We start from the raw sequence: 24,668 nt of genomic DNA, 5'->3' as shown, positions 1-24,668 counted from the left end.
TTAAAAAGGGGTTAAACAATATGAGTGCATACTACAGTACGGAAATCTCAGAGTTTTGCCTTGAAGGCAGATTTATTGATTTTGTTATTAAAGATGGTTATAAGCTTAAAGGGCTTTTATTAGGAACTTCTGAAGGTGAATGCTACGTTAAACTCGCTAAACATTTAAGAGCTAATTTTGATTGGAAGTTGCCACCAGGTACTTGGTTACAAGTTGTTGGTCAAAAAAAGCATGACTTGAAAAAGGGCGAAGTCACATTCAAAGCCGAACGTGTGATGGCAGCGCGTAGCGAAATGGAAAGAGTTGCGACAACTACCCCCGTCCTGGAACCGCCAGCAGTTGATAACGTTAAAGCAAAACCAGCCAAAACTAAAGCGACGATTTTGGTATGTCAAAAGTCTGATTGTATGAAACGCGGTGGTAAAGCAGTTTGTCAGGCTTTGGAGGCTAGTTTAAGCGATCGCGGTTTAGAAGACCAAGTTACTATCAAAGGTATTGGTTGCATGAAAAACTGCAAAGCTGGCCCTAATATAGTTATGCCAGATAAAACCCGCTACAGCCGTATTGGCGCTGCACAAGTGCCCGAAATTATGGACAAGCATTTTGCTGACAAAGGTTTGGAGCAACTTCCAGAAAATCCTATTCAAGTAGAAATATCTATACCGAGGTTAGCTGACGCTGCTAGCCGAATCTCAATTAATGAGAAATTTTAATAATAAATATTTTTATTCTTCCGATAACTCTACTTTATAGACCTATTGCCAATTTCAGCAAAAGGTCTATTTTTTTTTGAAATTGCTAAATACGGCAGAATTCAAGAATCAAATTCACAAGGAAGCTTTTACGCTTTTAAAGCGCACATTGACCAAAGTTGACTGTCAATAACCACTAGAAGTATTTCTGAAAATTAAATGCGCTTTAGTTTAATACCAAAATCTCTCAATTGTTTGAGGTCAGAGGATATTACTATATAAAACAAGACTTTATGAATCTTAATAATGACTGGAACTACACAGCAGCAAGCAACTATAGCTACTTTTGAAAAATTTGTGTGGACTTGGCAGGGTTACAAAATTCAGTATACCGTCATGGGTACAGGACGACCTTTGTTACTAGTTCACGGTTTTGGTGCTTCTATCGGACATTGGCGAAAAAATATTCCGGTTTTAGCAAATGCTGGCTACAAAGTTTTTGCTTTGGATCTTTTGGGCTTTGGTGGTTCTGAGAAAGCGCCAATTAATTACAGTGTCGAAGTATGGGTGGAACTGCTGAAAGATTTTTGGGCAACACACATCCAAGAACCTGCGGTGTTGATTGGCAATTCCATCGGCGCATTGTTAAGCTTAATAGTACTGGCGGAACATCCGGAAATTGCTGCTGGTGGTGTTTTAATTAATTCGGCTGGTGGGTTGAGTCATCGTCCCCACGAGCTAAACCCGCCTCTACGTATTGTCATGGCAGCTTTTAACAGAGTAGTGCGATCGCCAATTACAGGCAAATTAGTGTTTAACCGCATCCGCCAAAAAGCCCAAATTCGCCGGACTCTCTACCAAGTTTATTGCGATCGCGCCGCTGTAACTGACGAATTAGTCGATTTACTTTACACTCCCGCTTGCGATCCGGGAGCGCAGCAAGTCTTTGCATCTATCTTGACAGCACCCCCTGGCCCTACACCAGCGGAACTATTACCCAAAATCGAACGTCCATTGTTAATCATTTGGGGTGCTGCCGATCCCTGGACACCAATAGCGGGGGCTAAGATTTACGAGCAGGCAAATAAGAATGGTAAAGACATCCAAATTGTTCCCATTCCTAACGCTGGTCATTGTCCCCACGATGAAGTTCCAGACGTTGTTAACGCCCAGATTATCGATTGGCTAGGTCAACATTGACTAGGAATAAGCTAATGCACGCTAAAAAAGCATAACCACTCGTGGTGGTCGTTGACTGTCAACGGTCAACAGTCTAATCGAGCGGAGCAAGGAAAGCTCCGCCTCTGGTCAATGTGCAATTTTTATGTGGAACAGCTTATAAGGGTGTCAAGAATAGGGTGTTGGGGGCAGGGTGTTGGGTGTAGTGAAGATGGCATTGGTTGGGGGCTTGTACCCAAGGGTGGTTGGGGCTATCTCTTCCCCTACACCCCACACCCCACACCCCGCCTCAACAGGGCTTGGTCACACGAGCTAAATGAAAAAGCAAATTACTCTTTTACACCCTTGTTGATTCAAAAGAGTAGAAATATACCTAGCAATCTGGGTAATTACCTCTGAATTTTTTTATTGCACCTTGACAAAATCAAACTCAGGTGGTGTGTATGGAGCTTGATCTGCGTAAGAAAGGGGCAATTCCCTTAAATGAGCATCCAGATTTTTCTGAGCAAGGCTATGAAGTTATTCGAGAACTCGGACGCAACCAGGAAGGAGGACGTGTTACTTACCTAGCTAATGTCTGCAACTCCACTCAACAGGTAGCGATTAAAGAGTTCAGTTTTGCAGACGCAAATATTGACTGGTTAGGTTTAAAAGCCCACGAACGCGAAATAGAAATCTTGCAACGACTGAATCATCCGCGCATTCCTCGCTATGTAGGTTCTTTTGAAGCGCCAACAAGTTTTTATCTAGTGCAGGAGTATAAAAACGCTCCTTCCTTAGCATCACAATGCAATTTTAATCCCCAAGAAATCAAGCAAATAGCTCTGTCAATCTTGGAAATTTTGGTTTATCTCCAACAGCAAGTTGAGCCAATTATCCATTGCGATATTAAACCAGAAAATATTTTGGTTGACGAGCAACTCAATGCTTATTTAGTTGATTTTGGTTTGGCTCAGATAAAAGGTGTGAAAATGGCTTTTAGTAGCTTGGTAGCAGGCACACCAGGTTTCATGCCACCAGAAGAACAGTTGGGGCATTCTCTTAGCGAAGCTTCAGACTTATATAGTTTAGGGGCAACAGTGATTTGCTTGCTCGCTGACACTCGTTCTGTTGATATTCGCAAATTAGTGGATGATAACTATCGCTTTAATTTCCAGAAATTAGTTCCGCAAATTAATCCACGTTTTAAGTCATGGTTGATGACAATGGTGCAACCTCACTGGAAATATCGCTATGCCAATGCAGCCATAGCTTTAGAAGCAGTTAAGCCTATCGAGGTTACGGGTAATGCCACAGCGATAGAAATTTTAATGACTGCAATAAAATTTAGAAAGCAAACTACCATGTTCGTACTAGCTATGATTGGGATGTTTGCAGTGGCAGCAACAACTTTGATACTTTCGCAGCAGGGTGGTGTAGCGCAGCAGTTAGAGCAAAGCCAATGTCAAAGTTGTAATCTCTAAATTTAATTGTTGATTTCCAATAACCCAGACGGTGGAGTAATTTCAATCCGACGAGTTTGTAAGTCTACCACAGGTGCGATCGCTTTCACAAAAGGAATCAAAACCGTTTTTTGTTTTCCTGTTTTACTAGCAAATGCTTGGTGTAACTCAACTTCCAGTAAATCGTTCCCAGCGGGAACCACATCTACCACCACACCGACGAGTTCCCCAGAGGCTTGCATAAAGACTTCCAAACCAAGCAAATCTAGGATGTGATATTCATCTTCACCCAATTGGGGGCGATCGCTTTCTGATACCATCAATTTACAACCGCGCAATTCTTCTGCTTGGTTGCGATTTTCTACACCAGCTAATTTGATAACATACAGGTTTTTGCCATCCAGGTAACGTCCTGCCAACAATTCTATAGGTTGCGGTTCTGTCTGGCCCGGACGCAATAACCAACGTTTTCCCGGCACTTCAAATCTTTCAGGAAAGTCTGATTCCGGGTATACCCGTAATTCCCCAGACAAGCCTTGAGGCGCAACAATTTTACCTATTTCAAGCCATTCATCGGGATTTGTCATTGGTTAGTTGTCAGTGGTCAGTAGTAGAGATGCGATTAATTCTTGTCTGTACAGTGGTTAGTAGTAGAGACGCGATTAATCGCGTCTGTACAAGAGTCAGTTGTCAGAAGCCAGGAATTATTGTTTGTCTCCTTGTCCCTGCCTTCCCCATTCCCAACTCAGCACTCAGCACTCAGCACTCAGCACTTCCTACGCACTCACTGCCGCACGCTGATAAACTTGTTCGGCCACTTTTGCCAAACGTTGCATACCAGTGACGATTTCCTCATCGCTGCCGGTGAGGCTAATGCGTACACATTGATGCTTGTGTTGCCACTCTTCCTGCAAACCGGGGAAAAAGGTACTGCCAGGGACAACAATTACACCCACTTGCTTGAGTTCCTGGTACAACTCCCAGTCAGTGATTGGTAGATCCTGTAGCCATAACCAAGCAAAAATTGCGCCTTCACCACGATGGAGGAACCAAGGTAAGTTATTGGGCATTGCCTCATTTAAGGTATTTTCCAGAACGGCGAATTTATTCTGGTAAAAGGGACGAATCACTTGTTCGGCAATTTGCACAAGTGCCCCAGAATTTATAGCACGAGCCGCGATCGCTTGCCCATAGCGTGAGGAATGCAGATTGGCATTTGTCTGGAACGACTCTAAAACTTGAATCAGCTTTTCATTGCCAATAGCAATACCAATTCGTTCGCCTGGTAATCCTGCTTTAGACAAGCTCGTACAATGGAGAATGTTTTCCCCAAATATGAGTGACATGTCAGTGAAATTTAAAGCGGGGAAGGGAGGCGCATAAGCTGAATCAATCAAAACTGGCACATCGTAAGGCGCGGCTAGGTCAGCAATTTTTTTCACCTCATCATCAGTGAGGACATTGCCTGTAGGGTTACAGGGACGAGAGAAGATGACGCAGCCAGTATCATCTGTAATTGATAGTTGACTGAAGTCGGGACGATATTTAAATCTATGGGCAGATGCATCAATATCCAGAGATGGTTTGTAGGCAATTAAAGCTTCTGGAACCAAACATACACCGCCATAACCAGTGTAGTCTGGACTGAGAGGCAACACAATTTGCTTGAGTTGGCCGCTACTGGTATAGCCGCCAAAACAATTGGCAGCGTAAAAATAAAGGGTTTGACTGCCAGGAGTGATCAGGATGTTACGCTCAGTTAATTTTAAGCCATAGCGTTTGTTAAAGTCGTTGGCGATCGCTTCAATAAATGGTGCATAACCCTGACTCGACCCGTAACGACAAACTACCTCACCATATTCTGAACTAGCTAGCAAATCTGCCGTACAATCCCGCCATAACTGCTCTACTTCTGACAAAATCAAAGGGTTACCCGCACTTAAATTAATTAATTCCTGCCCCTTATTAGATTGCAATGTTTCGATAATGTCCTTCATAATTGCTCGCACACCAGTTAGGTTGGACATTTGAGCAGCAATTTTCGTTAGGGCAGGGTTCATAAGCGGTGCCAAAGTAGAGGTAACTGAGATATTGATACAATTATGAGTTGGTTGCAGCAGATTGATATCATTTTCAAGGTCTGCCGCCTGTAACTAATGTACCAATCTCCCAAGAAAATGCAATTCTATAATTAATTTGCAAAAAAGTTACAAAAAATTTTCACAACTACTCTCCGATATAAATTATTTAAGGGCGGAGGAGCAGCGAGGCAAGGGAGGCGCTCTTATGGGTAGGTTTTTCAGATTCGAGCCATTTTTTAGGTTTTAGAACCAAAATCATCGTCTGAAACCTTAAACCTACGTTCAATAATTGAGAATTTTCTCAAGTATTTCGCGAAAAGCTAAATACCTACCCTTGAAAGCAGGGAAGGCGGAGGAGCAGAGGGGCGGAGGGAAAAAATACTGTAAGAGAAATTGGCTTGTTTCTCCTCATCTCCTTTGCTCGCTATCTCCCCATCCTCTTCTTGACAACTGACAAATGAAAACTGACAATACAGGAGAACTGAGGCGTGGAAGTTAAAGCAGCAGTCGCTTACGGCGCGGGTAAGCCGTTGACTATTGAAACCGTTCAACTAGCCGAACCAAAGGCTGGGGAAGTGTTGGTTGAAATTAAAGCTAGTGGAGTTTGTCACACCGATGCCTTTACACTTTCTGGTGAAGATCCTGAAGGTTTGTTTCCAGCAATTTTGGGGCATGAAGGCGCTGGTGTAGTAGTGGAGGTGGGTGATGGTGTCACCAGTGTGAAACCAGGCGATCGCGTGATTCCCCTGTATACTCCAGAATGCCGACAATGTGAATATTGTCTTAGCTTGAAAACGAATCTTTGTCAAGCAATTCGCGCTACCCAAGGACGCGGTGTGATGCCCGATGGCACTAGTCGCTTTAGTATTGATGGGCAAATGATTCATCATTATATGGGCACATCCACCTTCGCTAACTATACGGTGCTGCCAGAAATCGCCGTGGCGAAAATTCGGGAAGATGCTCCATTTGATAAGGTTTGTTACATTGGCTGCGGCGTGACAACAGGTATCGGTGCAGTCATTAATACAGCTAAGGTGGAACCAGGTGCAAATGTCGTAGTATTTGGCTTAGGTGGGATTGGCTTAAACGTCATTCAAGCAGCGCGGATGGTGGGAGCTAATATGATTGTGGGGGTAGATATTAATCCCAACAAACGCGCTTTGGCAGAAAAGTTTGGGATGACGCACTTTGTTAATCCCCAAGAAGTTGAAGGGGATTTAGTCCCTTACTTAGTTGATTTAACAAAAGGTGGTGCTGATTACAGCTTTGAATGTATTGGTAATGTCAATGTGATGCGTCAAGCTTTAGAATGCTGCCACAAAGGTTGGGGTGTAAGTGTAATCATTGGCGTTGCTGGTGCTGGTCAGGAAATTAGTACTCGTCCATTTCAATTAGTAACTGGGCGCGTTTGGAAAGGTTCGGCATTTGGTGGCGCTAGGGGGCGGACAGATGTGCCGAAAATTGTTGATTGGTATATGGAAGGTAAAATCAACATTGATGATTTGATTACCCATGTCATGCCGATTGAAAAAATAAATGATGCCTTTGATTTGATGCACAAAGGCGAATCAATTCGCAGTGTAGTGACATTTTAATGTATTAAGTACAGAAGCGATCGCTATTCTTTACCCATGCAAAGCGATCGCTGGGCAATTCCAATTAAAATTGGAGAAACTTCAGCAGGTTTTGACCATGCAGACACCACAAACCGGACAAACAGCGGCAAACCTGACACAAAATCTCTATGAAACTGATTTTTACGCTTGGACTCAACAACAAGCTAACCTCTTGCGTCATCAACAATGGCATCAACTCGACTTGTCCAATTTAATTGAGGAAATAGAATCTTTGGGCAGAAAAGAACGCCAAGAGTTGAGAAACCGCCTCAGTATATTAATTGGGCATTTGTTGAAATGGGAATATCAACCGACAAAACGCAGTCGTAGTTGGATTGCAACAATTCGCATCCAACGTCGAGAAATTCTCAACCTACTGAATGAAAATCCTAGTTTGCAGCCTTACCTAGAAGCAGCACTTCAAGAAGCTTACGAAAACGCCAAGGATTTAGCATCAGCAGAAACAAACCTGCCACTTTCAACTTTTCCTCAGCAATGCTCTTATACTATGGCGGAAATTTCAAGCGATCGCTTTTATCCAGACGAACCTGCAACTGATAATTTATTGGAATAAAAGCATTCTATTAAGAATAGACCTTGTTTGCTACTGAGAATGCAGTTTTTACCAATTTTTTTGAAGAGTAAAACGACCGTAAGCTATGGATATTTCAAAGATATCTGTGGTGATTACAGCAGCTTTCTTATGAGATTCTGTACCAATAGAAAAGCCGATGATATCAGCTTCTTTTTCATTTACTTTGTCTGAGTTATGCACACTCCATCTTATGTCATGACAGTTTTGAAAAACTAGTATGTAAGGCAAGCGTACCTCGGTAGGATTATACACACATTCAACTGATATTCGGTTTCCCCATAGAGAGACATTTACACTTGTAATTAGCGAAGTCAAACCACCAAGTCTAAGTAAATAATAATCATCTGGCATATTAGCTCAACTGTATCTATTTTTTCGCCCAAAAATTAAATGTTGAAGTTTTTTACCTTAGTCCTTTTACAAGCATTTATGCTTCTATGGCAATCGGGCGATCGCCTTATGCAGTCGTGAAACTATAGAATTTACTTTCAGGGTTTACATCGCTGAAAGTAAATTTAGTGTCAGGTTGCCTACAATCGAAAGCCTCTTCACAGTAAATGGAGTCCGATTTTCAGCAGACCTGACTCGATCAATTTTTCTGACTTTCCAATTCCGTTTGACTATAAATCTGTAATGCGGTACGCCAAACAACGTAACCTGTGGGACTTAAATGTAAACCATCAGTAGAGAATTCCGGGCGAAGATATCCTTGCTGGTTGATAAATAAAGGATACAAATCAAAATATTTAACGCCTTGTTTAGCAGCTATGTTTTGCAGCTGTTGATTTAACTGACGAATCCGAGTGTTAGTAATAGCCAGTAGTTTCTCCCTTCCTTCCCATGTTGCCTCTTTGTCACCGTGCGGCAAAATTGATTGGATAACGATTTGCGTTTTGGGATGCACCCTTCGCAGATAACCGATAATTTGCTGTTGATTATCCAAAATGACCTCATCGCTTACCCCGCGGATCAAGTCATTAATGCCAATCATCACAAAAATAACTTGTGGTTGGGTGCGATCGAATAAATCTAATCTTTTTAACAGTCCATAGCTGGTTTCCCCAGAAATTCCCTGATTAAGCCAATATCTATCTTCAGGTAATAATTCAATGGGAAACCACAAACTTAAAGAATCCCCAGCTAGTATGCTTAAGCGCTGAGGACGCTTTTGGGTTGCTACGTTGGCTTCTTTTTGGAGAATGTCTAGCCATTGCTGGTAATTAAGTTTATGACGGGGGCCTAAATCTGGTGCAACTTGGGGTTGGTTGCTACCAGTCACGGAAGATGTAGTACTAAAAAAAGCGGTAGATCGCTGCTGTTGCCAAATCAGCAGGATTACCGCCAACATGAGTATGCCGTTGGTTAACAGCGAGAAAAATGCCCAGATAGGAAAGGTTTTTACAGATGTGGACACGACTAGCGAATTTTATCGATGATTTGACTCAGATTCTAATTCGCCAGCGCTAAAAATCACACTATCTTCCGAAATTACTCTGAAACCTTTACACCATCGCCGAACTCGGAATTATAACCTTCTTCCCCATGTTCGTTGATATCCAAACCTTGGTATTCAGTTTCTTCCTTAACTCGCAGACCAACTGTCGCGTCCAGAATCTTCAAAATCACCCAAGTACCAACCGCAGCAATGACATAGGCAATGATAATTGCTGCTAGTTCAACCCCCAGTTCGCCAAAATTACCGCGCAACACCCCGTCTTTACCTGCGGAATTGACTTGAGTGGTGGCAAAAACTGCTGTTAAAATTGCGCCCACTGTTCCACCTACACCATGCACGGGATAGGTGTCTAGAGCATCGTCAATTTGCAGTTTGTGCTTGAAACTCACAGCGTAGAAGCAAACAAAGGAGGTAATACCACCAACTAAAATCGCTGCTAGCGGTGTGACAAATCCAGCGGCTGGGGTAATACCCACTAAACCAGCAACGGCTCCTGTAGCAGCACCCACGGCGGTTGGTTTACCGCGTAAAGTTGCTTCTAAAATCAGCCACATCAAAGCGGCCGCAGCAGTAGCAGTATTGGTGGCAACAAAAGCTGTTGTGGCTACGTTTGTTACTAAGTTACCCGAAGTTCCACTAGCTACAGATAAAGCACTCCCAGCGTTAAAACCAAACCAGCCAAACCAGAGTAAGCCAGCACCTAACAAAATAAACGGTACGTTGTGTGGCGGACTGAGGCGGTCGGGATGGGTTTTGCGAGCGCCAAGAACGATCGCTGCAACCAAAGCAGAAACGCCAGAACTAATATGCACGACTGTACCACCTGCAAAGTCCAGCGCACCGATACCGCCGTACAAGCCCAAAAATCCACCTTTACCCCAAACCATGTGAGCTAGGGGAGCATAAACAAACGTTGACCATAGTAAGACAAACAAACTATAGGCACGGAAGCTCATCCGTTCAGCGATCGCCCCAGAAATTAAAGCAGGGGTGATAATAGCAAACATGGCTTGATAAATCATGAATGCTTGGTGGGGAATCGTTGCTGCATAGGAAACAACCTCCGCTGGGTTTGACCCTTTAAGATAATCGGTTGTTTCTAGCCCCACACCATTTAAACCCAACCACTGCAAGCCACCGATGAATGGTAATCCCGGTGCAAAGGCTAGGCTGTAGCCCCAAAGAATCCAAGTAACTCCCACGATCGCCATGAGCACAAAGCTCATCAATATCGTATTCAAAACGTTGCGCGATCGCACAAATCCGCCATAAAAGAACGCCAAGCCCGGTGTCATCAACAGAACCAGTGCTGCTGAAATCAGCATAAATGCTGTATCACCCGTATCTAGAGCAGGCGGAGCCACAGGAGCCGGAGTTTGTGTTTGGGCAAAGGCATTGCCCATCAGCGGCCCTCCCAGCAGCAATAGGGTAAAAGCCCCAATTGTGACAGCTTTCTTCAACACTTGTTTTTGTTCCATTCTCCCTCAAGTCCAATAATTGTGTATACTTAACTACATTTCATTATTTTTTGTTACTCTCTTTTGTCTTGAAAGTTACTTAAACTTTCGTTTTTGTTGAAAGATTAACAAAAATATAATCTCCGTTGCGGATGCCAAGCGTTAAGTAATGATGAAACATTGTAATTTTTGCATATTTTTTAGAAGTAATAGTATTTTATTGTGTTGAAAGTTTTTCGATTTTTCAGTTATTTATTGCTAAAAACAAAGATATTCGAGAGAGTTTCTAAGTCTTACGAATTTTTTCTATCCTTCTTAGTATATTTGCACACAGATTTTTGATAATTTTTTATTTGATATTATAAATACTATCTTCTATTTTCCGGCATTTGGGTTTACTTGTAAAACGCCTAATAAGTGCATCAGGGGTCACACCCCTTACTCACTCTAATCAGCTAATACGCGTCTAAATACACGGTTTTGGGTTAATACTGTCACTTGTTATTTATTATTAATAAGTTGTCTACGCTAGCTTATAATGACTCATGACAAAAGATTACCTTCAACAGTAAATATGTAAGTTCAAGGGATAACAGCTTAATAACAACATCATCAATTCGTAGGCTTCAAACTAAATCTTTAAGACTAATTTTCTCTCTTCTACATCGACATGTGCCCTGTAGGAAGTTGGTATATTATATTCTCGGTGCAAACATAATAATAAAGACACTCAATAGGGCTAAAAAACCTCCAAGTAAGTCATATCGATCTGGAGTTACGCCATCTATCTTCCAACCCCAAAGCATTGCCATAACAATAAATACACCACCATAAGCTGCATAGACTTTACCAAAGTTTCCTGGCTGGAAAGTAGCAATTACTCCATACAGCGCTAAAGCAATTCCACCCAATATTCCCCACCAAATAGATTTACCTTGCCGCAACCACAACCAAATTAGGTAACCGCCACCAATTTCAAATAACCCAGCCCATGTAAAATAAAGCACTGATTTCATCATTTGACTAGATTTACAGGTATATTTTTTTATTCAAAAAAATATAAAATCATTGTTCCTACGGTTGTTAACCTTAAATTCTGGGCTGGTGGTAGTCTTTCCCAAGCAGAACGATCGAGAGGCGAGTCAAGAACAGGGTGTTGGGGGCAGGGTGTTGGGTGTAGTGAAGACGGCATTGGTGAAGGCTTGAACCCCCACCAATGCATCGCCTTAAAAGATGGGGCTTGTACCCAAGGGTGGTTGGGGCTATCTCTTCCCCTACACCCCGCCTCAACGGGGCTTGGTCAAGCAAATAAGCACCAGCTAGCCCTATGAGATTACTTGCTGTTGTATCTCTAGTAAATCTACGTAATCAATGAATAAATTTGATTGATTTTCTACTCAGTCCAACCAAAATTCTGTATTGTTAGATACATTTTTTGAGTTAGTGCAGCATCTATTAGCTGCCAACACACTTAAGAGAACAACTGTATCCTCTACAAAATCAGCATTTCTCGACCACAGAAAAGAACGCTGAAGAATGTTATTAAATTTATCTACAAAAAGTTAAGCAATTGTTAACTTAAAGTTGTTTTAAATATTGCTCGTAGCCTAGTTGCTCCAGTTTTGCTTGCTTTGCTATTACCGATTCAGCTAGAGTTTGGCGATATTGTTGGACTTTTTTGAGTAATTCTGGTTGCTGAGTTGCGAGAATTTGCACTGCCAACAGCCCGGCATTTTTAGCATTGCCTATGGCTACTGTTGCCACTGGGATACCTGCTGGCATCTGTACAATTGAGTATAAAGAGTCCACACCTTGCAAATTCCGAGTAGGTACGGGCACGCCAATTACTGGAAGTGGCGTAAGAGATGCTACCATTCCTGGAAGATGGGCAGCACCACCCGCACCCGCAATAATAACCTTAATACCGCGTTGGTGAGCTTGTTGGGCATACTGCACCATACGTTCTGGAGTCCGATGGGCAGAAACGATCGCTACTTCGTTCTCAATATCAAATTCTTCACATACTGCGATCGCATCTTTCATAGTGGGCAAATCGGAATCGCTGCCCATGATAATACCGACAAGAGGAGTCATAGAAATTAAAAATTAAAAATTAAAAATTATTTTACTAGGACTTACGCAAGAACTCTCTGAAACTCTTATAACTTCGTGTCCTTTGCGCCCTTTGCGGTTAGTTTTTTCATAATTTTGCGTAAGTCCTGTTTACTTAGAATTACGGCAGGGTAATGCTTATCATCTCATCTATTCGGATTGCTGTGTTTGTTTTGTGGCAATGAATTTTATCTAAAATCGGGTGAGACTAATTTATATTCTGGCCAATATGACGCTCGAAGTAACACAAAGTCCCATCGCTACGAATGTAGATATTATCAATGCGCGAGTACCTGGTTACAAAGATTTGCAGATGCTGTTGGTTCATCAGGGCATTATTAAGCAAATCTTGCCGATGGGTACAGTATTTAAGCGGGTTCCAGCACCAAACTTACAAGTATTGGATGTGGCTGGTGACTGGATTTCTTTGGGTGGAGTCGATTTACAGATTAACGGTGCGTTGGGATTAGCATTTCCCGATTTAACAGCCGCAGATTCTCAACTATTGGCAGAAATTTCGCAATTTTTGTGGAATGTTGGGGTTGATGGATTTTTACCAACATTAGTGACAACTTCGGTAGATAATATTCAGCGATCGCTAGCTGTTATTGCTGATGTTCTGCCCAAGCAAAAAGCAGGAGCGAAAATTCTCGGAGTACATTTAGAAGGGCCGTTTTTGAATTTCCAAAAGCGCGGCGCACATCCAGCAGAGTACTTATTGCCCCTAACCATTGATGAAGTGAAGCGGGTTTTGGGCGATTATGCTGCTATTGTCAAAGTCATTACCTTAGCACCAGAGTTAGATCCTACAGGTAAAGTAATTCCATTTTTGCGTTCTTTGGGCATTACCGTTAGTTTAGGACATTCTCAGGCAACGGCTGCCCAAGCGCAACGTGCTTTTGAACTCGGTGCAACGATGGTAACTCATGCTTTCAACGCCATGCCACCGTTACATCACCGCGAACCAGGATTATTAGGGGCAGCAATCACCCATCCTGATGTCATGTGTGGTTTTATTGCCGATGGGCAGCATGTTTCGCCAACAATGTTGCAAATTTTACTTCGCGCCAGTAATTACGAGAAAGGACTGTTCCTAGTTAGCGATGCCCTCGCGCCTTTGGGGCTAGCTGATGGGGTGTATCCCTGGGACAGTCGAGAAATAGAAGTTACAAACGGTACTGCCCGATTGCCTGATGGTACTTTATCGGGGACAACTTTACCTTTATTGGTGGGAGTACAGAATTTAGTCAAATGGGGAGTTTGTGATGTGGAAAGTGCGATCGCACTAGCTACGGATGCACCAAGACAAATAATTAATTTACCAGGAATTGTCTTCAATCAACCCACCAATTTATTACGCTGGCATTGGGATGAAGCCACAAAAGAACTCACTTGGCAGCGACTATTAAGCTAAATTTTCACAAAAAAGCTCTCTGTCTAGGTCAGAGAGCCAAAGCATTAATTACCTAATAAAAACAACTAGTCCTTTATTATATCAAATCTACAAAACTAATTCCTTCAAATCTTACATTACTAAAAAATTTTACTTTTGCAGACAAAATAGCAGGAATTATGCTTTAAGTATAAAGTTTAAAAAACTTTTAAATACATGCATCTTATAAGCAAAACTGAAATTTTAACGAGAAGTCATAGCTGAAGCCAGTACCTCGTTTACCGTTAGATATAGCCCAAAAGCTATACAGATTTTAAGATGTTTTTCTGACACAAATTGATGTATAGCCTTGAGATGCCAGGTTTGCGTATTGAGTCTGAGACTTTTAATCGAATAACAATTATGTCTAATGGCATAGTCCTTTGTTGATATTCCAGAATTGAGAATTGTGCTAATCATTTTTGAGAGTTGAAAAGACAATGTAATTGATAGACATAATATTTATCTCCAGTGATAATGCAGAACAGACATAATTACAAATATTAGGTCTTATTCGAGTAGATTAACTAGTTGAATTTGAAAAATATTTGAAGCAAAATAGCATCAAGTAGTTAAGTTCAAGAGCTTAATTACCTGCAAAAACAACTTGTCGAAAGTCAATTAATCTAGGAGTAAATTATGTCGAACATTACTGTTTTTGAACTAAACAATGCTGGCATTCAATTGTTTGAAGATTCAGAAAGCTTTCTCAATGATTTAAGTGATATAGATTCTGGATCTGTAAATGGTGGTGGTAGTAATGCTGGTGGTGGTAATGGTGGTGCTAATCTTGGCGATGGAGGTGATGTTAGCAATCCGACAGCATTAACGAAGCTGACTCAAGCATTTGTAACTGTATATAGTATTGGTCACGTTGCCAATATAGCTAAATCCTTCAGCGCAGTCTAGTAGTAAAAACAATAGTTCAATACTAATCTTCATAACACTTATAGGAGGTAAAGGAACAACAATCTCTACTATATGAATCCCAGTTGACTAGTGAGAATTTAAACCCACACATCCCTGACTTATTAAATAAGTTGGGGTTTTATTGTTTATAATTGATTTAGGATTTGCTATATCGAGCTTCTGTACCTAAAGCTATTTGATTTAAACTATTTAATTTTGAACCAATCTTAAACCTGCAAATTTATTTTTTCTAGAACTAGAACAACAAGAAAAAACCTAGCCCATTCAAATAGGCTAGGTTGTAAATTGTAAGGAGAAAATGGCAAATTTTTTACTATAGTTTAGCTATTTACATAGCTAGTTTTGATAGAGGTTTATGGAGGCTTAGTCATGTGCGAACCTTCTGCTAATAGCAGAGATTGTTTTTACTTTACCTCCATAAACCTCATAATAGATTAGTAAGAACTATCGTTCTTACTATTGGACTCCGCTGAAGGATTTAGCTATATAGGCAATGTGACCAATACCATATACAGTTACAAACGCTTCAGCCAACTTTGTTAATGCTGTAGGATTGCTAATGTCACCACCAAAACCTGCACCACCACCAGCACCACCACCAGCATTACTACCACCACCATTTACAGATCCAGAATCTATATCACTTAAATCATTGAGAAAGCTTTCTGAATCTTCAAACAATTGAATGCCAGCATTGTTTAGTTCAAAAACAGTAATGTTCGACATAATTTACTCCTAGATTAATTGACTTTCGACAAGTTGTTTTTGCAGGTAATTAAGCTCTTGAACTTAACTACTTGATGCTATTTTGCTTCAAATATTTTTTAGATTCAACTAGTTAATATAGCCGAAAAAGACATAATATTTGTAATTATGTCTGTTATGCATTATCGCTGAAGGTAAATATTATGTCTGTCAATTACATTGTCTTTTCAACTCTCAAAAATGACTAACATAACTCTCAATTTTGGACTAGCAATAAAGGACTATGCCATTAGACATAATTGTTCTTCGATCAAAAGTCTCAGACTCAATACGCAAAGCTAGTATCCAAAGGCTATACATCGATTTGTTTCAGTAAAATATCCTTTGATTGTATATACCTTTTGGACTATATCTAACGGTAAAAGAGATGCTATATTCATCTACGACTTATCGCAATCGTTTCAGCTCCGCTTATAATATGTGTGCATTTGCGGAGTTTTTTTAATTCAAGATTTCAAACATAATTCCTGCAATTTTGTCTGCAAAAGTAACACAAATGAAAGAGTATTTGCGCCTCTAATATTTTGTTTGGTTAAAGATTTATTATTAAAACCTAACAGGAGAGGGGTTTTCGAGCTTTCTGTATAGATTGACTTAATTACAACTAATTAGGCGGACTTGATATAACAAATCTCTAACAGTGCAAATCCTGCATGTTACATCCATGAAATTAGAGCTTGTTTTACCATTCGGCAAGAGCGATCGCTATTCCTTGGTGTAAATCTGGTGTAATACAGGAATTATTTAGTAATTGCTGTAATTTTTGGAATGCTACTTCTGGGGACAGCTTTTTGAGTGCGGCGACAACATGCAGTTTTACCTGTTGTTCGGAATCGGCTAGCAGCAAAATCAATGTTTCGATCGCCTGGATGCAGCCTAACTGTCCTAAAGACAAAGCGATTGCACTTTTGATGCTGGCAACTTTAATAACTGGATGCTGCGATCGCAAGATGTCTAACAAAATTTCTGCGGCGGGTGCAGTTAACTGCGGTTTTTGTACTCTTCCCAGAACTGTGACAATTTCTTGCCACACTGTCTCTGATGTACTTTGATAAAATGCTTGCCGCAAGTAGCCCAAACAGGATAGCGTCTCTACCCAAATCAAAGCGCGGATAATTTCTATTTGCAGAGTTATTGGTGTGTGGGGTGAGATTAGCACTTGAAATAAGTGCTGCATAGCCTCTTCACTACCCATACGTGAAAGGGCGATCGCAGCAGCACTACAAACCTCAAGGTTGAAATCATATAATCGAGGTTGCAGTCTTGTCACCAAATCCAACTCTGTACATAAGTCAGGACGAAAACCCAAACCAATTACTGCTACACGTCTGACTTTGGCAGCAAGATCATCCAATGCGTTTAACAGCAACGGTGGTATGCGTTCGTCACGAAAGCTGCTGAGGGCTTCAATTGCAGCGGCGCGGACTGCTGGTTGTGAATCTTGTACTACCATCAACAGAGGTGCAATTGTCTCTGTGTTATGGATACAAGCAAGCGATCGCACTGCCAAAAGCTTAGTCTCTTCATTGTTTAAGAGTTCGGCAAGTCCAGTAATCGCAAGAGTACCCATTTGCCCCAATGCTGTAGCTGCGATCGCTTTAAGTTCTTCATCTTCATCGGTTTTCAGCAATTCCATCAAAGGTTCTATGACATCTGGATGCTGAAACTCACCTAAAATCCGTGCTGCATACCAACGGGCCTCTTCATCTACGTTTTCATCTTCTAAAATCTCGATTAACGGTGGGATGGCAATATCTCCCAGATAAGTGAAGACTTTGGCAATATCCCAGCGTTGCTGAAAATCTGCCATTTCCAAAACTGAAAGTGCTAATTCCAGTAAATACTCTTGATTTTTAATTATTTCTGGATGTTGGGAATCCTCTAAAATTAACTTTTGCAAAGATTCAATCAGTAATGACCAATCAGCTGCATCATGTGCTGCCTGCGCTTGCTCCAAAAGCTGGTTGATAGTAGTCATTAGTCAATAGTCAGTTGTCAGTTGTCAGTAGTTATTTGTTCCCCTTATCCCCTTGTCTCCCTTCTATTATTAAGTTGGCTTGACTGCAACTGAATTCCCTTCAATTTTGGCGGCGTAAGTTTTGAGGGGTTCTGTGGCTGGGCCTTTTTGTACTTTACCATCAGCCGCAAATTCTGATTTGTGACAAGGACAGACAAATTTTTTGGCTTCAGCTTTCCATCCTACTGTGCAACCTTTATGGGTACAGGTGGGATTCACAGCAATCAGATTTGCGGTTTTAGATGTACCAATTACCAAAACAGGCCCAACGGGTGAGTTATTAGCAAGTAATTGACCGTTCTTATCTAATTCTGCTGAAGTCCCCACTGTTTGCCAATCTTTGGATGCCGAAGATGTTGGCGTTGTTGTCTGGGAAGTACAGGCGGCGATCGCAACAGGTAAGCTACTAGCTATCCAACCTAAACCTACCCAATTGATAAAATCACGACGTTTCATAGTTGTGGATAATCCTGAAAATTTACATTGAGGGCGATCGCGTTTTTCTTAGGCTTTGTGTCACTCATTAACAACAGGTGATGCAAAAAACGCATTTTAGCTATACATTTTCAGCAATTTTACCCAATTTTCGTAGCCATTTATACGATTTTAACGAAAAAGCGACCTTAACCTGATAAGTATCGAAATTGTTACACGAACAGTCACCAAGTCCTCTTGACAAACTTTACAAATGTAAAAGATTACAATCACCTAACTAATTACGAAGTTGCGTTCGGCTTATTCCAAGCCTTTTACCTGCGATTCAGCAATCAAAAGAACACATGTAGACGCACTGAGCCACCAAAAATTAACCGCTAACAATATAGACATTTTCAGCAACTAAACCCCATAAATCCAGGGAATCAAGAGACTAGAGGCTAATTAGTATTAGGCAACTACCATAGCAATTTGCAATGAGAGCCAAGTTATGACAGATACAGCAACTACCACCAAAGCTAGCCTGAATAAGTTCGAGAAATTCAAAGCTGAAAAAGATGGACTTGCCGTCAAAGAGGAAATAGAAAAATTTGCTTCTCTAGGCTGGGAAGCAATGGATGAAACAGACCGCGATCATCGACTGAAGTGGGTGGGTGTATTCTTTCGTCCAGTCACCCCAGGCAAATTTATGATGCGGATGCGGATGCCCAATGGTATTATTACCAGCAGTCAGATGCAAGCTCTAGCGTCGGTAGTACAGCGTTACGGTGATGACGGTTGTGCTGACATTACTACAAGACAGAATATTCAGTTGCGGGGCATCAGAATTGAAGACTTACCAGATATCTTTAATAGATTTCATTCCGTTGGTTTAACCAGTGTCCAGTCGGGTATGGACAACGTTCGCAATATCACAGGCGACCCTGTAGCGGGTTTGGATGCCGATGAGTTGTATGACACCAGAGAGTTGGTGCAGCAAATTCAGGATATGCTCACCAACAAAGGACAAGGCAATCCAGAATTTACCAACCTACCACGGAAATTTAACATTGCGATCGCTGGTGGACGAGATAATTCCGTTCACGCGGAGATTAACGATCTAGCTTTCGTCCCAGCCTTCAAGAGAGCAGGGGAAGCAGGGGAAGAAATATCTCCCTCATCTCCCTCATCCCCCTCATCCCCCTCATCCTCAATATTCGGCTTCAACATCCTCGTAGGTGGCTTTTTCTCTGCCAAACGCTGTGAAGCGGCGATTCCTTTGAATGCTTGGGTGTCTCCAGAAGATGTAGTAGCTGTATGTAGAGCCGTTTTAGAAGTTTTCCGCGATTACGGCCCGCGTGCCAATCGGCAAAAATCTCGTCTGATGTGGCTAATTGATGAATGGGGATTAGAAAAGTTTCGTTTGGAAGTAGAAAAGCGTTTGGGTAAATCGTTGTTACCCGCAGCCGCAAAAGATGAAATTGATTGGCAAAAACGCGACCATATCGGGGTATACAAACAAAAACAATCAGGATTGAACTACGTAGGTTTACACATTCCTGTTGGTAGGTTGTATGCCGAAGATATGTTTGAAATTGCCAATTTAGCTGAAGTTTACGGCAGTGGTGAAATCCGACTCACAGTTGAGCAAAATATTGTTATCCCCAATATTCCTGACTCACGTTTAGCAACATTTTTAACAGAGCCGCTACTAGAAAGATTTTCCATCGATCCCAATTTACTGACGCGATCGCTAGTTTCTTGTACGGGGGCACAGTTTTGCAACTTTGCCTTAATCGAAACTAAAAACCGTGCCTTGGCAATGATTAAATCCTTAGAAGCCGAGTTAGGTTTGACTCGTCCAGTCCGAATTCACTGGACAGGTTGCCCTAACTCCTGCGGACAGCCCCAGGTTGCAGACATCGGTTTAATGGGAACTAAAACTCGTAAAGATGGCAAAACTGTGGAAGGAGTTGACATCTATATGGGGGGTAAAGTCGGCAAAGACGCTCATTTAGGGACTTGTGTCGTCAAAGGCATACCCTGCGAAGACTTACAGCCAGTATTGCGGAAACTGTTGATAGAAAATTTTGGCGCACGCTTGCGAGAACCCGTCACAGTTATTAGTCATTAGTCATTACAAAGAACGACTTACACGAGTCTTTCATAACTCCAATACGAAATTTTCTGAGGGCAATTCCTGATTGCCTATAGGATTCCTTGTGCAATTTTTTGTTTTTTAGTGGGGAAGATTAAATGCTTAAAGGTTTATTTTCGTTTAGTGGGCGCTACAAAATATTACATCAGACTTGGTTTGCCTTCTTTCTCACCTTTGTTTGTTGGTTCAACTTTGCTCCCTTTGCTACAACCATTGGCAAACAACTACATCTAGCGCCCGAACAAATAAAAACTTTGGGCATCTGTAACCTTGCTCTCACAATTCCGGCACGACTGATTATTGGTATGCTGCTGGATCGTTTCGGCCCGCGAATTACCTACTCAATACTGTTGATATTTGCTGCCGTTCCCTGTTTAGCTACAGCGCTGTCCCAAGACTTTAACCAATTAGTCATCAGTCGTTTGCTAATGGGAATTGTCGGATCTGGGTTTGTTGTCGGTATTCGCATGGTGGCGGAATGGTTTCCCCCGAAGGAGATGGGAAGTGCCCAAGGTATTTATGGCGGCTGGGGTAACTTTGGTGCTTTTGGGGCAGAATTTGCCCTGCCAACGATCGCAGTTTCGACCGCGTTTCTGGCTGGCGGTACTTCCAACTGGCGATTTGCGATCGCGTTTACAGGAATCGTTGCTGCCATTTACGGCGTAATTTATTACAACAGTGTCCAAGATACACCCGCTGATAAAGTTTACAAGCGACCCAAGAAAAACGGTGCTTTAGAAGTAACTAGTGTTAAAAGCTTCTGGGCAATGATTGTTTCTAATTTTGGTTTGATATTTGCTTTGGGTTTATTAGCTTGGCGCTTGGAACAAAAGAACATTCACTTTCTGACTCTCAGCCAAATGTATTTGACTTGGGTAGTGTTAGCAGGATTATTTGCGTACCAAACCTACAAAGCTTATCAAGTAAACCGAGAACTTTTAATTGGTAAGAAAACCTACGCTCTATCTCAACGCTATCAGTTTAGTCAAGTAGCTTTACTCGAATTCACTTATGTCACTAACTTTGGTAGTGAATTGGCAGCGGTTTCTATGTTGCCGGCATTTTTTGAAAAAACCTTTGGTTTAGAGCATGTAGTCGCTGGCATGATTGCTGCTACTTATCCTTTTTTGAACTTAGTTTCTCGTCCCAGTGGCGGCTTAATATCTGATAAATTTGGCTCGCGGAAGTGGACAATCACAATTATCAGCGCTGGCATCGGAGTTGGCTATTTAATGGCACATTTTATTAATGGCAACTGGCCGATTCCTCTAGCGATCGCAGTAACTATGTTTGCTGCCTACTTTGCTCAAGCTGGTTGCGGTGCAACCTACGGGATTGTACCTTTAATTAAAAAAGAAGCTACCGGACAAATTGCTGGTAACGTAGGAGCTTACGGTAATGTTGGTGGCGTAGTTTATCTGACAATTTTTAGTTTAACTGACGCATCAACATTATTTACCACCATGGGTTTAGCGGCTATGGTCTGCGCTTTTATGTGTGGCTTCTTCCTGAAAGAACCAAAAGGATCTTTCGCTGGTGCTTTTGAAGGTGAATTACCAGAATCAACTCCACACCCTACTGTTTTAGCAGAAGAATAATTGATTGAAGAATAAAGGATAAAGAATATAATTAACCCTCTGTTTTTAACTTAGTTAATTGTATCTTTATCCTTAAAATTTCATGATTTTATTCACATTCAGTCAGTAATTAAGTATAAGAAAGAAAACTAAACGGTTCTGAATTTATTAATTACGAATTAAGAATTACGAATTGGTATTATTTGTAGTTTTAAATCTTCATTATTTGAGATGAATCTGCAACTCGCGAATTTTCAAATCGCTGCAAGTAAGGTAGCACCATCCAAAATACGCCACTTCGCTTAATAAATCTCTGCAAAATCCAAAATGGTGTGAATGCCATGAGTGAATTTATTAAAACTCTATGTCCTTACTGTGGTGTTGGCTGTGGTCTAGAAGTCTCCCCCCCAGCACAACAAGGCAAAGCAACTCATCGAGATAGCCAAGGAAACCCAATTTGGCGGGTACGAGGCGACAAAGCCCACCCATCTAGTCAAGGTATGGTTTGTGTCAAAGGTGCGACGATCGCTGAATCTTTAGATAAAAATAGGCTACATTACCCGATGGTGCGAGACTCTTTGGATCGGGAGTTTCGCCGCGTTAGTTGGGATGAAGCTTTTGATACAATCGTCAATCGCCTTCAAACAGTGCGCTTTACCCAAGGGCCAGAAGCTATATGTATGTATGGTTCCGGTCAGTTTCAAACTGAAGACTATTACACAGCCCAGAAACTCATGAAAGGATGTTTGGGTAGTAATAATTTTGATGCCAACTCGCGTTTATGTATGTCCAGTGCTGTAGCTGGGTACATTCAAAGCTTTGGTTCAGATGGACCTCCCTGCTGCTATGAAGATTTGGAGTTAACCGATTGTGCCTTTTTAATTGGTACTAATACAGCAGAATGCCACCCGATTGTTTTTAATCGACTGGAGAAATATCACAGAAAGAATCGCAAAGTCAAAATGATTGTGGTCGATCCCCGTCATACACCGACCGCAGAAGCAGCTGATTTGCATTTAGCGATTCGTCCCGGTACAGATATTGATTTGTTAAATGGTATCGCCCATCTATTGATGCGTTGGGGTCACATCGATACTATGTTTATCGAAGATTGCACTAGCAACTTTTCTGCATACGCCGAGGTTATTCGTCACTATCCGCCAGAAGTAGTGGCTCGTCAATGCGGAATCAGTATTGAAAATTTAGAAACAGCAGCTCGCTACTGGGGTGAATCGCAGCGGGTGCTATCGCTATGGTCAATGGGTGTGAATCAATCGAGTGAAGGTACAGCCAAGGTAAGAACTATCATTAACTTGCACCTGATGACTGGACAAATTGGTAAGCCAGGATCGGGGCCTTTTTCACTCACAGGTCAACCAAATGCGATGGGAGGAAGGGAAGCCGGGGGTTTGGCGCATTTGCTACCCGGTTATCGTTTGGTGAAAAATGACCAACATCGAGCAGAAGTTGAAGATGTTTGGAAAATCAAGCGAGGACAAATTTCTGCCAATCCTGGTTTAACTGCTTGGGATATGATTACTGGGTTGGAAAATGGCAGTGTGGGTTTACTGTGGATTGCTGCTACTAATCCCGCTGTGAGTATGCCAGATTTGGAGAGGACTAAGAAAGCCTTGTTGCGATCGCCTTTTACTATTTACCAAGACGCTTATTATCCAACAGAAACCGCTGCTTACGCTCACGTTTTACTGCCAGCCGCTCAGTGGGGTGAGAAAACTGGCGTGATGACAAATTCCGAACGAACGGTAACTCTGTGTCAAGCATTCCGCCAACCACCAAGAGAAGCGAAAGCAGATTGGGAAATTTTTGCAGAAGTTGGTCGCAGGCTCGGCTTTGTCAAAGAATTTTCCTTTGCCAACTCTGCGGAAGTTTATGCTGAATTTACCCAATTGACCAGGGGTCGCCCCTGCGATATGACAGGTATCAGTCACGAGCAATTAAAAACCCAAGGCCCAACTCAATGGCCCCATCCAAAAGATGAGGGGGATAAGGGAGATCAGGGGGCAAAACTTCTCCCTCATCCTCCTCATCTTCCCCATTCCAAACGCTTGTACACCGATTTACGTTTTCATACCCCTGATGGACGCGCTCGATTTGGGGCATATTACTCAAAGGGACTGGCAGAACCACCCGACCCCGATTATCCTTTTGTGTTAACTAATGGAAGACTTTACGGACATTGGCACACCCAGACGCGTACTGGTCGCATTGAAAAAATTCGCTCTATGCATCCCCAACCATTCATAGAAATTCATCCCCGTGATGCGGCTCAATTAGGAATTAGCGAGAATCAATTAGTAGAAGTGCGATCGCGTCGAGGTCAAGCTAATTTTCCAGCAAAAGTGACAAAAGCGATCGCACCTGGGACAGTATTTGTCCCTATGCACTGGGGAGCGCTATGGGCAGACAATGCTGAAGCTAACGCCCTCACTCACCCCGAATCTTGTCCTGATTCACTCCAACCAGAATTAAAAGCGTGCGCCGTGCAACTAATACCAGTTGCTCATAAAATGGTAGTCAAAAATTATCAACTCCAATCCTCACAATGGTAAGCTGCTAGGTATACTCCTAAATCAATAATAGGCAATTCAAAATTGATATTTAGTAGTTTAATCAATAGACCTATGAGCAAAAGTTCTTTTTGCACTCTTGTGGGAAAAGGTTAAAGGGTAAAGGTTAAAGGGAAAATAACAAACCTTTCCCCCTTTCCCCCGCCCCTTATCC

Annotated in this window: 21 protein-coding genes; 11 read left to right on the top strand and 10 right to left on the bottom strand. The window is 41.9% G+C overall.

Annotation, left to right across the window (positions count from 1 at the left end; all coding sequences use genetic code 11):
- Positions 1-20: 20 nt before the first annotated feature.
- From I8752_RS27780 to I8752_RS27770, 3 genes are all read left to right on the top strand, one after another.
- Positions 21-713, top strand: a complete 693-nt coding sequence (locus I8752_RS27780; RefSeq protein WP_214435453.1) for a (2Fe-2S) ferredoxin domain-containing protein — start codon at positions 21-23, stop codon at positions 711-713.
- A 285-nt stretch (positions 714-998) separates the two neighbouring features.
- Positions 999-1,892 carry an alpha/beta fold hydrolase gene (locus tag I8752_RS27775; protein WP_214435452.1) on the top strand — a complete coding sequence of 298 codons (894 nt, stop codon included), beginning with the start codon at positions 999-1,001 and terminating at the stop codon, positions 1,890-1,892.
- Positions 1,893-2,314: 422 nt separating this feature from the next.
- Complete coding sequence (locus I8752_RS27770; RefSeq protein WP_214435451.1) at positions 2,315-3,334, top strand: serine/threonine protein kinase; 1,020 nt, start codon at positions 2,315-2,317, stop codon at positions 3,332-3,334.
- A 2-nt stretch (positions 3,335-3,336) separates the two neighbouring features.
- Here the strand turns inward: I8752_RS27770 and rimM are convergent, their stop codons facing one another.
- Complete coding sequence (rimM, locus tag I8752_RS27765; RefSeq protein WP_214435450.1) at positions 3,337-3,900, bottom strand: ribosome maturation factor RimM; 564 nt, start codon at positions 3,898-3,900, stop codon at positions 3,337-3,339.
- 189 nt (positions 3,901-4,089) lie between these two features.
- The gene (locus tag I8752_RS27760; RefSeq protein ID WP_214435449.1) at positions 4,090-5,373 is read right to left on the bottom strand and encodes a valine--pyruvate transaminase; all 1,284 of its coding nucleotides are present in this window, start codon (positions 5,371-5,373) and stop codon (positions 4,090-4,092) included.
- A gap of 509 nt (positions 5,374-5,882) precedes the next feature.
- On the opposite strand from I8752_RS27760, the gene I8752_RS27755 reads away from it, so the two are divergent.
- Positions 5,883-6,992 carry an S-(hydroxymethyl)glutathione dehydrogenase/class III alcohol dehydrogenase gene (locus tag I8752_RS27755; RefSeq protein WP_214435448.1) on the top strand — a complete coding sequence of 370 codons (1,110 nt, stop codon included), beginning with the start codon at positions 5,883-5,885 and terminating at the stop codon, positions 6,990-6,992.
- 97 nt (positions 6,993-7,089) lie between these two features.
- Positions 7,090-7,587 carry a DUF29 domain-containing protein gene (locus tag I8752_RS27750; RefSeq protein WP_214435447.1) on the top strand — a complete coding sequence of 166 codons (498 nt, stop codon included), beginning with the start codon at positions 7,090-7,092 and terminating at the stop codon, positions 7,585-7,587.
- Positions 7,588-7,635: 48 nt separating this feature from the next.
- On the opposite strand, the gene I8752_RS37680 is transcribed toward I8752_RS27750, so the two are convergent.
- The 4 genes from I8752_RS37680 to I8752_RS27730 form a co-directional block, all read right to left on the bottom strand.
- A complete protein-coding gene (locus tag I8752_RS37680) occupies positions 7,636-7,959 on the bottom strand; it encodes a hypothetical protein (protein WP_225895954.1) in 324 nt (107 codons plus the stop codon).
- A 238-nt stretch (positions 7,960-8,197) separates the two neighbouring features.
- Positions 8,198-9,022: an SGNH/GDSL hydrolase family protein gene (locus I8752_RS27740; RefSeq protein ID WP_214435445.1), complete on the bottom strand. Its 825-nt coding sequence runs from the start codon at positions 9,020-9,022 to the stop codon at positions 8,198-8,200.
- 74 nt (positions 9,023-9,096) lie between these two features.
- Positions 9,097-10,542, bottom strand: a complete 1,446-nt coding sequence (locus tag I8752_RS27735) for an ammonium transporter (protein WP_318780901.1) — start codon at positions 10,540-10,542, stop codon at positions 9,097-9,099.
- Between the two features lie 674 nt (positions 10,543-11,216).
- Positions 11,217-11,540, bottom strand: coding sequence for a YnfA family protein (locus I8752_RS27730; RefSeq protein WP_214435444.1), 324 nt, complete (start codon positions 11,538-11,540; stop codon positions 11,217-11,219).
- A gap of 49 nt (positions 11,541-11,589) precedes the next feature.
- Here I8752_RS27730 and I8752_RS27725 point away from each other — a divergent pair, with 49 nt between their 5' ends.
- Positions 11,590-11,727 (top strand): hypothetical protein, encoded by a 138-nt coding sequence (locus I8752_RS27725; protein ID WP_214435443.1) that lies wholly within the window; start codon positions 11,590-11,592, stop codon positions 11,725-11,727.
- A 372-nt stretch (positions 11,728-12,099) separates the two neighbouring features.
- On the opposite strand, the gene purE is transcribed toward I8752_RS27725, so the two are convergent.
- Positions 12,100-12,615, bottom strand: coding sequence for a 5-(carboxyamino)imidazole ribonucleotide mutase (gene purE, locus I8752_RS27720; protein WP_214435442.1), 516 nt, complete (start codon positions 12,613-12,615; stop codon positions 12,100-12,102).
- Positions 12,616-12,862: 247 nt separating this feature from the next.
- Between purE and nagA the strand changes: the two genes are divergently transcribed.
- Both nagA and I8752_RS27710 read left to right on the top strand, forming a co-directional pair.
- Positions 12,863-14,047 (top strand): N-acetylglucosamine-6-phosphate deacetylase, encoded by a 1,185-nt coding sequence (gene nagA / locus I8752_RS27715; RefSeq protein WP_214435441.1) that lies wholly within the window; start codon positions 12,863-12,865, stop codon positions 14,045-14,047.
- A 657-nt stretch (positions 14,048-14,704) separates the two neighbouring features.
- Positions 14,705-14,974 carry a hypothetical protein gene (locus I8752_RS27710; RefSeq protein ID WP_214435440.1) on the top strand — a complete coding sequence of 90 codons (270 nt, stop codon included), beginning with the start codon at positions 14,705-14,707 and terminating at the stop codon, positions 14,972-14,974.
- Between the two features lie 477 nt (positions 14,975-15,451).
- On the opposite strand, the gene I8752_RS27705 is transcribed toward I8752_RS27710, so the two are convergent.
- From I8752_RS27705 to I8752_RS27695, 3 genes are all read right to left on the bottom strand, one after another.
- Positions 15,452-15,721: a hypothetical protein gene (locus I8752_RS27705; protein WP_214435439.1), complete on the bottom strand. Its 270-nt coding sequence runs from the start codon at positions 15,719-15,721 to the stop codon at positions 15,452-15,454.
- Positions 15,722-16,442: 721 nt separating this feature from the next.
- Positions 16,443-17,738, bottom strand: coding sequence for a HEAT repeat domain-containing protein (locus I8752_RS27700; RefSeq protein WP_214435438.1), 1,296 nt, complete (start codon positions 17,736-17,738; stop codon positions 16,443-16,445).
- Between the two features lie 69 nt (positions 17,739-17,807).
- Positions 17,808-18,233 (bottom strand): QcrA and Rieske domain-containing protein, encoded by a 426-nt coding sequence (locus I8752_RS27695; protein ID WP_214435437.1) that lies wholly within the window; start codon positions 18,231-18,233, stop codon positions 17,808-17,810.
- 469 nt (positions 18,234-18,702) lie between these two features.
- Between I8752_RS27695 and I8752_RS27690 the strand changes: the two genes are divergently transcribed.
- The 3 genes from I8752_RS27690 to I8752_RS27680 all read left to right on the top strand — a co-directional run bounded on the left by I8752_RS27690 (position 18,703) and on the right by I8752_RS27680 (position 24,496).
- On the top strand, positions 18,703-20,325 hold the full coding sequence (locus I8752_RS27690) for a ferredoxin--nitrite reductase (protein WP_214435436.1): 1,623 nt from the start codon (positions 18,703-18,705) through the stop codon (positions 20,323-20,325).
- A 122-nt stretch (positions 20,326-20,447) separates the two neighbouring features.
- Positions 20,448-21,947 carry a NarK family nitrate/nitrite MFS transporter gene (locus I8752_RS27685; protein ID WP_214435435.1) on the top strand — a complete coding sequence of 500 codons (1,500 nt, stop codon included), beginning with the start codon at positions 20,448-20,450 and terminating at the stop codon, positions 21,945-21,947.
- 320 nt (positions 21,948-22,267) lie between these two features.
- Positions 22,268-24,496 carry a molybdopterin oxidoreductase family protein gene (locus tag I8752_RS27680; RefSeq protein ID WP_214435434.1) on the top strand — a complete coding sequence of 743 codons (2,229 nt, stop codon included), beginning with the start codon at positions 22,268-22,270 and terminating at the stop codon, positions 24,494-24,496.
- Positions 24,497-24,668 lie beyond the last annotated feature (172 nt).

Source organism: Dendronalium phyllosphericum CENA369, assembly GCF_016056275.1.
GTDB lineage: Bacteria > Cyanobacteriota > Cyanobacteriia > Cyanobacteriales > Nostocaceae > Dendronalium > Dendronalium phyllosphericum.
This window is presented reverse-complemented; position numbering and strand designations above follow the sequence as displayed.